This window comes from Pseudomonas sp. MYb118, assembly GCF_040947875.1.
In the GTDB taxonomy this organism is placed as follows: domain Bacteria; phylum Pseudomonadota; class Gammaproteobacteria; order Pseudomonadales; family Pseudomonadaceae; genus Aquipseudomonas.
On the sequence record NZ_JBFRXN010000004.1, the window covers coordinates 204,384 to 219,945 of the forward strand.

Annotated in this window: 10 protein-coding genes; 6 read left to right on the plus strand and 4 right to left on the minus strand. The window is 63.4% G+C overall.

Going from position 1 to position 15,562, the window contains the following annotated elements:
* Positions 1-147: 147 nt before the first annotated feature.
* The 3 genes from ABVN20_RS27015 to ABVN20_RS27025 are packed head-to-tail and all read right to left on the minus strand — an operon-like array spanning position 148 to position 4,696.
* Positions 148-1,542 (minus strand): efflux transporter outer membrane subunit, encoded by a 1,395-nt coding sequence (locus tag ABVN20_RS27015; protein ID WP_368558852.1) that lies wholly within the window; start codon positions 1,540-1,542, stop codon positions 148-150.
* A 7-nt stretch (positions 1,543-1,549) separates the two neighbouring features.
* Positions 1,550-3,523, minus strand: coding sequence for a MacB family efflux pump subunit (locus ABVN20_RS27020; protein ID WP_368558853.1), 1,974 nt, complete (start codon positions 3,521-3,523; stop codon positions 1,550-1,552).
* Complete coding sequence (locus ABVN20_RS27025) at positions 3,524-4,696, minus strand: efflux RND transporter periplasmic adaptor subunit (RefSeq protein WP_368558854.1); 1,173 nt, start codon at positions 4,694-4,696, stop codon at positions 3,524-3,526. It abuts the gene before it with no gap.
* A gap of 324 nt (positions 4,697-5,020) precedes the next feature.
* Between ABVN20_RS27025 and ABVN20_RS27030 the strand changes: the two genes are divergently transcribed.
* From ABVN20_RS27030 to ABVN20_RS27055, 6 genes are all read left to right on the plus strand, one after another.
* Positions 5,021-5,500: a sigma-70 family RNA polymerase sigma factor gene (locus ABVN20_RS27030; protein ID WP_368558855.1), complete on the plus strand. Its 480-nt coding sequence runs from the start codon at positions 5,021-5,023 to the stop codon at positions 5,498-5,500.
* 138 nt (positions 5,501-5,638) lie between these two features.
* Positions 5,639-6,976, plus strand: a complete 1,338-nt coding sequence (locus tag ABVN20_RS27035; protein ID WP_368558856.1) for a lysine N(6)-hydroxylase/L-ornithine N(5)-oxygenase family protein — start codon at positions 5,639-5,641, stop codon at positions 6,974-6,976.
* A 499-nt stretch (positions 6,977-7,475) separates the two neighbouring features.
* Positions 7,476-10,178 (plus strand): magnesium-translocating P-type ATPase, encoded by a 2,703-nt coding sequence (gene mgtA / locus ABVN20_RS27040; protein WP_368558857.1) that lies wholly within the window; start codon positions 7,476-7,478, stop codon positions 10,176-10,178.
* A gap of 166 nt (positions 10,179-10,344) precedes the next feature.
* The gene (locus ABVN20_RS27045; protein ID WP_368558858.1) at positions 10,345-10,758 is read left to right on the plus strand and encodes a response regulator; all 414 of its coding nucleotides are present in this window, start codon (positions 10,345-10,347) and stop codon (positions 10,756-10,758) included.
* Between the two features lie 110 nt (positions 10,759-10,868).
* Complete coding sequence (locus ABVN20_RS27050) at positions 10,869-11,495, plus strand: response regulator (protein ID WP_368558859.1); 627 nt, start codon at positions 10,869-10,871, stop codon at positions 11,493-11,495.
* Entirely contained in the window at positions 11,496-14,738 is a 3,243-nt protein-coding gene (locus ABVN20_RS27055; protein WP_368558860.1) for a transporter substrate-binding domain-containing protein, read from the plus strand.
* A gap of 3 nt (positions 14,739-14,741) precedes the next feature.
* Here the strand turns inward: ABVN20_RS27055 and dkgB are convergent, their stop codons facing one another.
* Positions 14,742-15,545, minus strand: a complete 804-nt coding sequence (gene dkgB / locus ABVN20_RS27060) for a 2,5-didehydrogluconate reductase DkgB (protein WP_368558861.1) — start codon at positions 15,543-15,545, stop codon at positions 14,742-14,744.
* Positions 15,546-15,562: the final 17 nt, after the last annotated feature.

The window sequence follows — 15,562 nt, forward strand, 5'->3', positions numbered from 1 at the left end:
TCGTTCATCGCGAGCAGGCTCGCTCCCACAGTGGAACTGGTGAAACACAGATTTTGTGAACACCTGAACTCCCACAGTGGTTTTGTGAACACTGAAGATCCAGTGTGGGAGCGAGCCTGCTCGCGATGTTCTACAGAGCACCGCCAATCACAAAGCCTGCCACCCACCCCCAAGCGCCTTGTACAACGCCACACTCGCCTGCAACCGCGCCAACCGCAATTGCACATTCAAATCCTGCGCCGCATACAGCGTGCGCTGCGTCTCCAGCACCGTCAGCAGGTCCTCGGCGCCTGCCTGGTAGCGGCTCTGGGCGATGTTGAAGGCGGTCTGCGCCTGGTTCAGTTCCTCGCTTTGCCACTGGCGTTGCTCATCCAGCCCGCGAATGCTGTTCAGCGCTTTTTCCACGTCGGCGAAGCCGTTGATGATGCTGGCGCGGTAGTTCTCCAGCAGCTCCTGTTGCCGGGCGTTGGCCTTGTCGCGTTCGGCGCCGAGCCGGCCGTTGTTGAAGATCGGTGCCGCGAGCCCCGCAGTAAGGTTGTAGAACGGGCTGCGCAAAATATCGGCAGCGGTGTTGGCGCCCGAACCCAGGTTGGCGCTGAGGGTGACGGTGGGCAGCATGGCGGCGCGGGCGACGCGCACGTCGGCCTGGGCCGCGGCCAATTGCGCTTCGGCGCGGGCGATGTCCGGGCGACGGCTGAGCAGGTCGCTGGGCACGCCGCTGTCGATGGTCGGCCATTGCAACTGATCGAAGGTTTCCTGCAACGGCGGCAGCTCCTGCACCGGGCGGCCGAGCAGGGCGGCGAGGCTGATCTGCGCATCCACCGCCTGTTGTTGCACGGTGGGCAACTGCCGCTGCTGGGCCGCCACCAGGCTCTTCTGTTGCGCCAGTTCCAGGGCCGTGGCCGAACCTGAATCGAAGCGGGTCTGCACCAGGTTCAGCACGCGCTGGGCGTTGGCCAGGTTGAGTTCCGCGATGCGCCGTTGTTCGTGCAGCGACAAGGTCTGCGCATAACTGCTGGCCACGCCGCTGAGCAGGGTCAGCTCGACGGTGGCCTGGTCGAATTCGCTGGCCTGCAAGTTGAAGCGGGCGCTGTCGCGGGTGGCGCGCTGGCCCCCCCAGAAGTCGATCTCGTAACTGGCGGTGAGGCTGGCGTCGAAATAGTCCACGGCCTTGTTGCTGTCGTCGACGTCGAGCTGGTTGTAGCCATTGCCGCGCAGCAGCTTCTGCCGGTTGGCGTTGGCCGCGCCCTTGACCTCGGGCAGTTGCGAGCCGCCGGCGATCACGGTGCCGGCCTGGGCCTGGCGCACGCGGGCGACGGCGGCGGCCAGGTCGAAGCTGCCGGCGCGGGCCTGTTCGATCAGGCGATCGAGTTGCGGGCTGCCAAAGCGGGTCCACCATTGGGCGTTGTCGCGTAGCGCCTGGGCGGTGTGCGGCGACTGCCACGCGGCGGGCGCGACGATGCCGCTGTCCGGGCGCGGGGCGTTATCCGCGCAGGCGCTGAGCAGCAGGCACAGGGTCAACAGGCTGAGACGCGGTTTCATAGGTCGATCATTCACTTGTAAGGGCCGTGACCGGGTCGAGCCGGGCAGCTTTGCGGGCCGGCATGAAGCCGAAGACGACACCGGTGACCAGGGCGCAGGCGAAGGCGCCCAGCACGGCCATCAGGGAAAAGGCCACGGCGACTTCGCTGAGGATCAGCACGCCACCGACGATCAGCGCCAGGGCGATGCCGGCCAGGCCGCCGACCACCGAAAGCATCACCGCTTCGGTGAGGAACTGGCGCAGGATGTCGCGCTGGCGGGCGCCGGTGGCCATGCGGATGCCGATCTCACGGGTACGCTCGCGCACGGTCATGAGCATGATGTTCATCACGCCGATGCCGCCCACCAGCAGCGAGATCGCGGCAATCGAGCCGAGCATCAGCGACAGGGTGTTCTGGGTACGCGCCTCGGCCTGGATCATCGCGGCGTTGTTGGTCAGCTCGAAATCCTTCTTGCCGTTGTGCAGGCGCAGCATCAGTTGCTCGATGGCCACTTCGGTTTCCTTGACCTTGCGCGCGTCGGCAGCGGCAATCGCCACGTATTCCGGGTTGTGCGTGCCGAACAGACGCACGCTGGCGGCGGAGTAGGGCACGGCAATGCGGTCGTCGCTGTCGGAGTCGCCGGAGCTGGCGCCTTTTTCCGCGAGCACGCCGACCACCTGGAATGGCACGTTCTCAATCAGGATGTACTGGCCGATGGGGTTGGCGACATCCTTGAGCAATTTGCTGCGCACCTTGTGGCCGATCACCGCGACGGCCGCGGCGTTCTGTTCATCGGCTGCGGTGAAGTAGCTGCCTTCGACCACCGGCCAGTTGAAGATGGCCGGGAAGTTGGTGTCGTTGCCGCCGACGTAGCTCATGTGGTCGAGGTTGCCGAAGCGCACACCGGCTTCTGCGCCGTTGACCGGCATGATGCGCATCACCTGCGGCAGGCTGCCCAGCGCCGCGACGTCGTCGAGGGTGATGATGCCCGGCGGCGTACGCGGGTTGGGCGCCGAGCCGCTCAGGTAAATGATGTTCGAGCCAAAGGCACCCATTTGCGCCATGACCTGGCGCTTGCTGCCTTCACCGACGGCCAGCATGACCACCACCGAGGCGACGCCGATGATGATGCCCAGCAGCGTCAGTGCGGTGCGAAAGCGGTTGATCCACATCACCCGCCAGGCCGCGTGCACGGCGTCCACCAGCTCGCCTTTCCAGGCGCCGGTCTGCTCGGCGCCTTCGCTCAGGCGCTTGCGCAGGTCGACGGCTTGCAGGGCGCCGGGGTTGGCCGAATTTTGCGCGTCGGGGTTGTCGTGGGCGCTGTCGCTGATGATCAGGCCGTCGCGAATTTCGATGATGCGCTTGGCCCGCGCCGCGACTTCGCGGTCGTGGGTGATGAGGATCACCACGTGGCCCTGGCTCGCCAGTTCGTCGAGCAGGGCCATGACCTCGGCGCCGCTGTGGCTGTCGAGGGCGCCGGTGGGTTCGTCGGCGAGGATGATGTGGCCGCCGTTCATCAGGGCGCGGGCGATGGACACCCGTTGCTGCTGGCCGCCGGACAGTTGATGCGGGCGGTTGCCGGTGCGCGAGGCCAGGCCCAGGCGGTCGAGCAGGGCGGCGGCGCGGGCATGCCGCTCGGCGGCGGGGGTGCCGGCGTAGATCGCCGGCATCTCGACGTTTTCCTGGGCCGAGCCGGACGGAATCAGGTGGTAGCCCTGGAACACGAAGCCGAAGGCCTCGCGGCGCAGCCAGGCCAGTTCGTCGCTATCCAGCCCCGCGACGTTTTCCCCGGCGAAGCGGTATTCGCCCGACGTCGGCCGGTCGAGGCAGCCGAGGATGTTCATCAGGGTCGATTTGCCGGAGCCGGAGGCGCCGACGATGGCCACGAATTCGCCGGCATGGATCGACAGGTCGATGCCGCGCAATACGTGAACCTCAGGGGAATCGCCGCCGCCGTAGGCCTTGCGGATGTCCTGCAGTTCGATCAGGGGCGTCTGCATTCAGCCGCCACTCCCGTCGGCCGGGCCGATCAGCAGGTGATCGCCTTCCTCGAGACCGTCGAGAATCTGCACCTTCAGCCGATCGCTGATGCCGGTGCGCACGCTGCGCTGCTCGATGGCGCCGTTTTTTGCCACCACGTTGGCGGTCTGGCGGTCGGGCTCGGGGCTGCCCTGCAAGGCGGCGATGGGTGCGGTGAGGACGTTTTTCGCCTGGTTGGCGACGAAGAACACCTGGGTGGTCATTTCCGCCATCAGCGCGTTGTCGGCGTTGTCCACGTCGAGCAGCACGGTGTAAAGCACCACGCGGGCGCTGCCGCTCTTGCTGGTGCTGGCCGGGCTGCCACCACCCTGGCTGGTCTGGTCCAGCGGCTTGGGCGGAATCGGCAGGATTTGCCGCACGGTGCTGCTCCAGCGCCGGTTGCCGCCGCTCAAGGTGGTGAACCAGGCGGTCATGCCCGGTTTGACGTGGCCGATGTCGGCCTCCGAGACCTCGGCCCAGACGGTCATCGGCGACAGCTTGGCGATGCGCAGGATCAGCGGCGTCTGCTGCTGGGCGTTGAGGGTCTGGCCTTCGCGGGCATCGAGGGCGACCACGGTGCCGCTCATGGGCGCATAGATGCGGGTATAGCCGAGTTCGGCCTGGTCGCTGCGCAGGTTGGCCTCGGCCTGGCGGATCTGCGCCTGGAACATGTCGATGCGCGCCTGGGTGGTGCGCAGCTCGGCCTGGGCGGTCTGCACGTCTTCGTCGCGGGTCGCGCCGCCGGCGGCGAGGTTCTGCTGGCGCTTGTACTTTTGTTGCGCGAGGTCGTGCAGGGCCCGTTGCTCCTGCAACTGGGCCTTGAGGTTGTCGATGGAAAAACGCCCGGCGTCGAGCTTGGCCTGTTGCGTGGATGGGTCGATCTGCACCAGCAACTGGCCTTCCTTGACCACGTCGCCGACTTCCACGTGGATCTTGTGGATCTGCCCGGAGGCCTGCGCACCGACGTCGACATAACGTCGCGGTTGCAGGGTGCCCAGGGCGGTGACGCTGCTTTCGATATCCGCCCGCGCGACCTGGACCGTGGCGTATTGATCGCGGCCCGGAGGCAGGACTTGCCAGGCCGAGACGGCGATGATCGGGATCAGACAGAGGGCGACAAGCAGGGCGCGTCGGGCGTGACGGGGACGTTTCATGCAGTGTTCCGGCCAAAGGAGTTCGGCCCGTCATTCAACTGGCGCGCCACGGCGGCGGCAGGCGAACGCTGTCGGAGGGCCGACAGAAACGGGGGGCTGTCCTGTAAACGATGGAATCGCGAAGGAATTTAACCTCGGACACACGGAGTTACAGGTGTGTAGGAAAGTACGACTTGTGCAGCAAATTCAAACAACGCTTTAAATCTATATGAGAATTACTATAAATTACACGCTCGAAATTGCCACCATCGTGCCACTGCCCGTCGGGCGGTCGCGGATCTGGCTCAAGGACAGTCGCCGCACACGTGCGGCCGGGAGTCATGGTTGGAAAACTACTACCGCGAGCTGGTGTGTTTCCTCAATGCCAAGCTGGGCAACCGTCAGGTTGCCGAAGATGTGGTGCATGACGCTTATCTGCGGGTTCTGGAGCGCTCCAGCGACACGCCGATCGAGCAACCCCGGGCTTTCCTTTATCGCACCGCGCTCAACCTGGTGATCGACGACCATCGGCGCAATGCCCTGCGCCAAGTCGAATCGCTGGAAGTGCTCGACAGCGAAGAGCGTTATTTCACCCCGTCCCCGCACACCAGCCTCGATCACGGCCAGCGCCTGGAAATGCTCCAGCGCGCCCTCGCCGAGTTGCCGGTGCTGTGCCGCGAGAGCTTCCTGCTGCGCAAGCTCGAAGGCCTGTCGCACCCGGAAATCGCCGAACGCCTGGGGATTTCCCGGGCGCTGGTGGAAAAGCACATCGTCAATGCGATGAAGCATTGCCGGGTGCAGATGCGCCAGTGGGAAGCGCACTGATCGCGCACACGTCGGCTTAAATTTTATTTCACTGTCCTCGTTCCCTATCAACAGACGACTTGCAGTCCTGCTCCGCGCAGGCCAGGTCATTGAGGTTTAATCCCCGCGGTTGAGCGGTTCATCCAGAGGACACTGGAAATGACACAGGCAATTGCATCGCCCCTCGTTCACGACCTGATCGGTGTAGGGTTCGGCCCTTCGAACCTGGCGCTGGCCATCGCTCTGCAGGAACGCGCCGCCAGCCAGGGCGAGCTGGATGTGCTGTTTCTCGACAAGCAGGCCAACTATCGCTGGCACGGCAACACCCTCGTCACCCAGAGTGAACTGCAGATTTCCTTCCTCAAGGACCTGGTGACCCTGCGCAATCCGACCAGCCCTTACTCCTTCGTCAATTACCTCAAGCAGCACGGGCGCCTGGTGGACTTCATCAACCTGGGCACCTTCTACCCGTGCCGCATGGAGTTCAACGATTACCTGTGCTGGGTTGCCGGACAGTTCACGGAGCAAAGCCGTTACGGCGAAGAAGTGCTGACCATCGAGCCGGTGGTGCACAGCCAGCAGGTCGAAGCGCTGCGGGTGATCTCGCGTGATATCCAGGGCCAGCAACACGTGCGCACCGCCCGCTCGGTGGTGGTGAGCGCCGGTGGGACGCCGCGTATTCCTGAAGCGTTCAAGGCGCTGAAAGAGGACGGCCGGGTGTTCCATCACTCGCAGTACCTTGCGGAAATGGCCAAGCAGCCGTGCGTGAACAACCAGCCGATGAGCATCGCGATCATCGGCGGCGGGCAGAGCGCGGCGGAAGCCTTCATCGACCTGAACGACAGCTTCCCGTCGGTGCAGGTGGACATGATCCTGCGTGGCTCGGCGCTGAAGCCGGCGGATGACAGCCCGTTCGTCAACGAGGTGTTTTCGCCGGAGTTCACCGATCTGATCTTCCAGCAGAACAGCAGCGAACGTGAGCGGCTGGTCAACGAGTACCACAACACCAACTACTCGGTGGTGGACCTCGACCTGATCGAGCGCATCTACGGCATCTTCTACCGGCAGAAAGTCTCGGGCATCGCCCGTCACGCTTTCCGTACCCTGACCACCGTGGAAAAAGCCACCGCCACCGCACGCGGCATCGAACTGGTGGTGCGCAACAACGCCACCGGCGAAGTGACGGCTCGCCAATATGACGCCGTGGTGCTGGCCACCGGTTACGAGCGGCAGATGCACCGCAAGTTGCTGGCGCCGCTGGAAGAGTACCTGGGCGACTTCGAAGTGGACCGCAACTACAAACTGATCACCGACGAACGCTGCAAGGCCGGCCTGTACATGCAGGGCTTCTGCCAGGCCAGCCACGGCCTGAGCGACACACTGCTGTCGATCCTGCCGATTCGCGCCGATGAAATTGCCGGCTCGCTGTACGAGCACGGCAAGCACCGTGGGCACAGCCGCTCGGTGGCGGATTTGTTGTTGGCCACTGCCAGCTGATTTTCGGCAGTCTCCAGGCCGCCATCGCGAGCAGGCTCGCTCCCACAATGGAACCGCATTTCCCGGCCCATTGTGGGAGCGAGCCTGCTCGCGATAGGGTCCTCAAAACCACCCCAAAAAACCCATTCCTGAACCCTCCCTGAAGAACCCCGCAATTCCCCCACCCCCCGCCAAACCTTGGTTTACTCTGCCTGTATCGGGGCGTAAGCTTCGCGCGTTTTCAACCAAAGCGGAGACCCACAGTGGGTACTTGTTCGAGTGACAGTAGTCGGCCGGTTTCGATAACCGGCAATTTCCCGGCAAGATAACGCACTGAATTTCCGTGCCGTCGTCTCGCCGTAAAAGCGAGCAGCGGCATCCCGATACCTGGCCGGTCCCGGCCCGGTTCCCGACGTCCTCTCATCGACGCTGAACCCTGCGTGATTTCGACTGCGGTCGTCATCGCGGCGCTCGTGCACGCCTGCTCGAAGGTTTCCCGGCTGACCCTGGGGGAACTGCCATGAACCTGACCCTGCTCAAGGAATTCTTCGCCGGATTCCTGCGCACCCGCCACATCGCCCGCCACTTCCGGCGTCTGGCGCTGCTGGAAACCTTCACCGACACCACGGTCAGCCGCGAGGTGCCGCCGACCCTGGCGCAAACCCTGGTCAGCGCTGCCGGCAGCGACACCGGCGCGTTGCTGGCGCAGCTTGGCAGCCACACCGACGGCCTGAGCGAAGCCGAGGCCCTGGCCCTGCGCGAGCAGTTCGGCCTCAATGAAGTCGAGCACGAACAACCGCTGCCGTGGTGGGTGCACTTGTGGCACTGCTACAAGAACCCGTTCAACCTGCTGCTGACCCTGCTCGCGGTGATTTCCTGGCTGACCGAAGACATGAAGGCCGCCATCGTGATTTTCTCCATGGTGGTGCTCTCCACGCTGCTGCGCTTCTGGCAGGAGAGCAAATCCAACCAGGCGGCCGACGCGCTCAAGGCGATGGTCAGCAACACGGCCACGGTGATGCGCCGCGATGCGCTGCGCACGGAAGTGCCGATCAAGCTGCTGGTGCCGGGCGACCTGATCGTGCTGTCGGCCGGCGACATGATCCCCGCCGATTGCCGGGTGCTCAACGCCAAGGACCTGTTCGTCAGCCAGGCGGCGATGACCGGCGAGTCGATGCCGGTGGAGAAATTCCGCCATCAGCAGGATCAGGACACGCGCAACCCGCTGGACCTGGACAACATCCTGTTCATGGGCACCAACGTGGTCTCGGGCACGGCGATCGCGCTGATCCTGACCACCGGCAACAGCACCTATTTCGGTGCCCTGGCCCAGCGGGTCGGGGCCACCGACCGTGCGCCGACGTCGTTCCAGACCGGGGTCAACAACATCAGCTGGCTGCTGATCCGCTTCATGTTCGTCATGGCGCCGCTGGTGCTGTTCATCAACGGCTTCACCAAGGGCGACTGGACAGAGGCGTTGCTGTTCGCGCTGTCGATTGCCGTGGGCCTGACCCCGGAAATGCTGCCGATGATCGTCACCTCGACCCTGGCCAAGGGCGCGGTGTTCCTGTCGCGCAAGAAAGTCATCGTCAAGCGCCTGGACGCGATCCAGAACTTCGGCGCCATGGACGTGCTGTGCACCGACAAGACCGGCACCCTGACCCAGGACCGGATTTTCCTCGCGCGCAATGTCGATGTCTGGGGCAACGACAGCGATGACGTGCTGGAAATGGCCTACCTGAACAGTTACTACCAGACCGGCCTGAAAAACCTGCTGGATGTGGCGGTGCTGGAACACGTCGAGGTGCACCGGCAATTGAAGGCGGGCACGGCGTTTCGCAAGGTCGATGAAATCCCCTTCGATTTCACCCGGCGGCGCATGTCGGTGGTGGTCGCCGAGCGCGACCATGCGCACCTGCTGATCTGCAAGGGCGCAGTGGAAGAAGTCCTGGCCGTCTGCACCCGGGTGCGTCACGGCGAAGTCGACGAAGCGTTGAGCGATGACTTGCTGGCGCGGATTCGCCAGGTCACGGCCACCTTCAACGCCGAGGGCCTGCGGGTGGTGGCGGTGGCAGCGCGGCCGATGACTGAGGGTCGCGACACCTACAGCCTGGCCGATGAGCAGGCCTTGACGCTGATCGGCTACGTGGCGTTCCTCGATCCGCCCAAGGACAGCACCGCGCCGGCCCTTAAGGCACTGGCCGAGCATGGCGTGGCGGTAAAAGTGCTGACCGGCGACAACGAGCTGGTCACCGCGAAGATCTGCCGTGAGGTCGGGCTGGAGCAGCGCGGCCTGCTGATGGGTAACGACATCGAACGCATGAGCGATGCCGAACTGGCGGTGGCGGTGGAGACCACCAACGTCTTCGCCAAACTGACGCCGACGCACAAGGAGCGCATCGTCCGTCTGCTCAAGGGTAACGGCCATGTGGTCGGCTTCATGGGTGATGGCATCAACGACGCCCCGGCGCTGCGCACTGCCGACATCGGCATCTCGGTGGACAGCGCGGTGGACATCGCCAAGGAAGCGGCCGACATCATCCTCCTGGAAAAAAGCCTGATGGTGCTGGAGGAGGGCGTGCTGGAAGGGCGCCGCACTTTCGCCAACATGCTCAAGTACATCAAGATGACGGCGAGCTCGAACTTCGGCAACGTGTTCTCGGTGCTGGTGGCCAGTGCGTTCATTCCGTTTCTGCCGATGCTGCCCATGCACCTGCTGGTGCAGAACCTGCTCTACGACATTTCGCAGATCGCCATCCCGTTCGATAACGTTGATGAAGAGATGCTCAGGAAACCGCAACGCTGGCAACCAGCAGACGTCGGGCGCTTCATGCTGTTCTTCGGGCCGATCAGTTCGATCTTCGACATCAGCACCTTCGCCCTGATGTGGTACGTGTTCGATGCCAACACCCCGGACCACCAGACCCTGTTCCAGTCCGGCTGGTTCGTGGTCGGGCTGCTGACCCAGACGCTGATCGTGCACATGATCCGCACACCGAAGATCCCGTTCCTGCAAAGCCGCGCGGCCCTGCCGCTGATGGCGATGACCGGGATCATCATGGCCGTGGGCATTTTCTTGCCGATGGGGCCGCTGGCGCACTACTTCAAGTTGCAGGCGCTGCCGTCGCTGTACTTCGTGTTCCTGCCGGTAATCCTGCTCGCGTACATGGCGCTGACCCAGGCGGTGAAGGGTTTTTACATCCGCCGCTTCGGCTGGCAATAAGGGGGGGGTCGAAGGATCGTACTCGCTGTAGCGCCAGTACGATCCGGAGCCTCACAGGCCGCACCCGATCAGCTGCCTCGAATTTCGGAATAATCCTACAGAAAGCTCGATGGCTCTTCCGTAGCCTTGCGAGCTCCCGAATCTGAAACCCTTCTGGTGGTCCCGGTTGTCGAACAAAGCGTTACGTATCCTGATTGCCGACGAGCAACATTTTCAGCGCATGAGAATCGAGCGCCTGTTTAACCGGCTCGATTACTACCGTGTGGCGCCCGTGCAGGATCTGGAGGAATTGCTGACCCTGATCGAGTACGGCGGCGTGCCTTTCGATCTGGTGGTCATCAATGCCGCCATGGTTGATGGCGGACTGAACCTCGCAGACCTCTTCCTCGATCACCCGCAGGTGCATCACGCCTTGATCTACGGCGCCGATGCCGCACTGGTGTCAGCGGTCTCTGCCAGCGAGGTGCACAGGATCCAGGTGATCCAGGCGGCTTCGCTCGAATTGCCCGTCATCGAACGGGCAATGGCCGTCATCGAATCGCGGCGACCGTTCGTCGGCACTGTCATTTCTGTCAGCTAGTCTTGCGCGTCGTCACATGCAAAAGTCATCGCGCAGCTACTGCGTCTAACCCAGGTTCGACCCTTGGACATGCCTCGCCCAACCGTCGTGTATTCGCACAGGGATTTGCCATGAGCTCAGCGTTAATAGCGGACGATCATCCGGTGGTTCGCGCTGCCGTGAAAATCCTGCTGAAACAGGAGGGGTTCAACCAGATAGTCGAAGTGGCCGCGGGCAATGAAGTGCTGCCGGCGATCCGTGAACATAATCCGGATCTGATGATCCTCGACCTGGGCATGCCCAAGCTCGACGGTCTGGATGTGCTGGCAAGGATCCAGTCGAGTGATTTGCGCTGTCGAGTGGTGGTCTTCACCGGCCAGGAGGCGGATTATTACCAGGAGCGTTGCATGCGGGCCGGCGCCGTGGCGTACGTGTCCAAGACCAACGACCTGCAGCATCTGCACAAGGCTGTCCATGCGGTTCGGGCCGGCTACTCCTACTTCATTCAGTTGCGCTCCAGCTCGGTTTCGATGACCGCGCTGCAACGCAGCGAAAAGGAAATGATCGACAGGCTTTCCGATCGCGAGTTGACGATTTTCCAGCACCTGGCGCGGGGCAGGGGCAACAAGGAAATTGCCGAGATCATGAACCTGAGCCACAAGACGGTCAGTACCTACAAGACCCGCCTGGTGGAAAAACTCAACGTGGATTCCAAGGTTCACCTGAGGGATTTCGCCAAGCGCAATCATCTGATCTGAATGAAGACCTTTCGCCGCTTTCCCTGCCTGACGTCCCTTGTCGTACTGGGGTGCCTGTGGATTTCCAGCCTGTGTGCGCAGCCGCAGACCCTGTCCTTGCTGGGGCGTTCGAACGTCGATGGCTATGACATCAAGCTGGCGGACGCCGACGCGCAATGGTTGCGACAAAAGGGCCGACTGGTGCTAGCTGTCACGGCACCCGATTACCCGCCTTTCGATATCACCATCACCGGTACGACCTACGAAGGGCTGACGGCGGACTATGCCGGCCTGCTCGCACAACTGTTGCACGTGGACATCGAGGTTCGGCGCTACGCCTCGCGCGACGACGCGGTGCGCGCGATCAAGCAGGGCACGGCCGACCTGCTGGGCACGGCCAACCGTTACGAGACGCAGGACCCGCAACTGCGCAAATCCAGCGCCTATGCCGATGACCAGTCGGTACTGGTGGCGCGCACCGACTCGCCTCTGCCCCTGGACCCGGAACTGGCCGGCAAGCGCCTGGCGATGTTGTATCACTACCTGCCGGAACAGCAGGTGCGGGCGTTTTATCCCAAGGCGAATGTGCAGCTGTTTCCTTCGACGCTGGGGGCCGTCGGAGCGGTCGCCTTCGGCCAGGCGGACGTGTTCATCGGCGACGCCATCAGCACCCATTACCTGATCAGCAAGAACTACCTCAACAACGTGCAAATGGCGGACTTTTCGCCCATGGAGTCGGGGCGTTTCGCCTTTGCGATGGCCAACGACAGCGGGCCATTGCAGCGCATCGTCAATCAGGCGCTGGCGGCGGTCCCGACCAATGAGCGCATCAATATCCTGCGCCGCTGGGGGGCCGGTGGTTCGTCCATCGCCGGCAACCAGCGGCTGCAATTGAGCGTGGCCGAGCAACACTGGCTCGACGAGCATCCGCGCCTGACGGTGGCGATCAACGAAAACATGATGCCGATTTCCTTTATCGACAGTGAAGGCAAGTACCGCGGTATCAGCATTGATGTGCTGGCAAAAATCGGTTTGCGTACCGGGTTGAAGTTCGACTTTCAGCCGGTGAGCTCCGTGGGGCAAATGCTCGAAGGCATCCGCAATGGGCAGATCGACGTGGTGGCCGGTGTCAGCCCGAGCATCGAGCGCGAAACCGAGCTGCGCTTCACCCGACCGTTCCTGACCAGCCCCAATGTGCTGGTGACCCGGATCGGTCCGGACAGCCCCAGGACCCTGGATGACATGGCGGGCAAGACGCTGGCCGTGACCCAGGGCAACAGCGCCGGTGAATTCACCCGCCAGCATTTTCCCCAGGTCGAACTGGTCAACGCACCGCTGACCGGAGACGGGCTGGAGATGGTTGCCCAGGGCAAGACCGATGGCGCGATCAACTCGTTGATCAGTTCGCGGATCATGATTTCCCGGCAGTACCGCGACCGCCTGCAAGTGACCAGCACGGTGGGCATCGACCCGGCCCGCAGCACCCTGGCCACCGCACGTGATGCGGTGGAACTGCATTCGATCCTGGACAAGGCCCTGCTGAGCATCGCCCCGGAAGAAATTGATGAAATGACCGGCTACTGGCGCAACGACCTGATGGTCGAACAGAGTTTCTGGCTGCGTCACCGTCATGACATCCTCCAGGCATTCGCCGCGGCTGGCGTCCTGTTGCTGCTGGCGCTGGCCTGGATTGCCTGGCAGCGCCGGCAGATCCGCATGCGCCAGGTGCTGCTCGGCCAGTTGCAGGAGGCCAAGGATGCCGCGGACCAGGCCAACCGCGCCAAAACCACGTTCCTGGCGACCATGAGCCATGAAATCCGCACGCCCATGAACGCCTTGCTGGGCATGCTCGAGCTGGCGCTCAAGCGCGCGGATGAAGGCATCACCGACCGCGGCGCGATCGAGGTGGCGTCCAATGCCGGGCAGCAATTGCTGGCGTTGATCGGTGACATCCTGGACATCGCCCGCATTGAGTCCGGGCATTTGTCCCTGGCACCGGAGCGCGCCAATCTGCGCGCGCTGGTGGCCTCGGTGTGCCGGGTTTTCGAGGGGCTGGCGCGGCAGAAGAACCTCGATTGGCGAGTCGATCTGGACGAACGCAGCGGTTGTGACGTGCTGATCGACCCCACACGCTTCAAGCAGGTGCTGTCCAACCTGCTGAGCAACGCGATCAAGTTCACCCGCCAAGGTGAAGTGAGCCTGACATTGCGGACCGAGCCCAGGGACAAGGGGCACCTGATCATCAATCTGTGCATCGAAGACAGCGGCATCGGCATCAGTGCCTTCGACCAGCAGCGCCTGTTCAGCCCTTTCGTGCAGGCGGGCAACTCGCAGCAGTCCGGCCAGCAGGGTTCCGGGCTCGGGCTGGTGATCAGCCGCACCCTGTGCGAAATGATGGGCGGCGAGCTGCGGCTCGACAGCGCTCCGGGGCGTGGCACGCGGATTGACGTCAGCCTGGAACTGCCGTTGTTGAAAACCGTCGCCAGCAGCGATTTTGTCGAGAGCCCGAGCCCACAGCCCACCCGCGCACTGGCGATCCTGGTGGTTGACGATTACCCGGCCAACCGGTTGTTGATGAGTCGGCAACTGGCCTACCTCGGGCACCGCGTGGTGGAGGCGGAAGATGGTCGGCAAGGTTTCGAGAAATGGTGCGCATCGCCCTTCGATGTGCTGATCACCGATTGCAACATGCCGGTGGTCAACGGCTACGAACTGGCGGGTGCGATCCGTGACAGAGAACGTGAACAGGGACTGCCGGCGACGCTGATCCTGGGGTTTACCGCCAATGCGCAGCCCGAGGAAAAGGCCCGTTGCCTGGAGGCTGGCATGGACGACTGCCTGTTCAAGCCGATCCGCCTGGCGGACCTGGGGGCCTGGCTGGCGGCGCGGTTCGCCGATGAACCGATGACGACGGTCGTCGAGCCGCCCGCCCTGGCGAGCGAAATTGACTTGAGCGGTCTGGAGCGATACGTCGGCGAAGACCATGAACTGATCGAGCAGTTATTGCGCGACCTGCTGTTGAGCAACCGCAGCGATCGTGACGAATTGCTCAAGGTGCATGCCTTGGGCGACGAGGCGGGCCTGTGCACCCTCGCGCACCGTATCAAGGGTGGGGCGTTGATGGTGCGGGCGTCGACGCTGATCCAGTGCTGCGAAGCGCTCGAGCGCGCCTGCGGCGATGGCCGTGCGGCGCAGATCGACGTCGCCGTCGATCAGTTGCAGCAGGCCATGACGCGCTTGGAACAACAGCTCGCGCAAGGCTGAAGATCAATCCCAGTGCGGTGCGATGCCCTTGGGGCTGGTCAGTCGATGACCGCGGTCGAGACTGGCGATCGCGGCCATGTCGGCGTCGCTCAGGGTCAGATTGCAGGCCAGCAGGTTGCTTTCCAGGTTGGCCCGGCGGGTGGATGACGGGATCACCGCATAACCCAGCTGCATGGCCCAGGCCAGGGTGACTTGTGCGGGTGTGGCCTGCAGGCGTTCGGCGATCTGCTGGATGACCGGGTCTTTCAGCACTTCGCCATAGGCCAGGGTCATGTAGGAGGTGATCTGGATGCCCTGGCTCTGGGCGAACTCGACGACCTTGCGGTTTTGCAGGTACGGGTGCAGCTCGATCTGGTTGGTCGCGATGTGCTCGGCACCGATGGCGGCGATGGCCTGCTTCATCAGGTCGATGGTGAAGTTGGAAATGCCGATCTGGCGGGTCAACCCCATTTGCTTGGCCTCGAGCAGGGCGCCCATGAATTCCTCGACGGGCACCTGGTCTTCCGGCGATGGCCAGTGAATCAGGGTCAGGTCCAGGTAGTCGGTCTGCAGCTTGCGCAGGCTCTCCTTGAGGCTGTCGATCAAACGGTCTCTGGCGAAGTTGGCGACCCAGATCTTGCTGGTGATGAACAACGCGTCGCGCTCGATGCCGCTGGCCGCGATGGCTTCACCGACCTCGGCTTCGTTCTCGTAGATCTGTGCGGTATCAATGGCCCGGTAGCCCAGCGCCAGGCCGGTGCTCACCGAGTCGATGACCACCTGGCCTTGCAGACGAAACGTACCGAGGCCGAATGCGGGGATAGACATCAATGACTCCTGGGTTC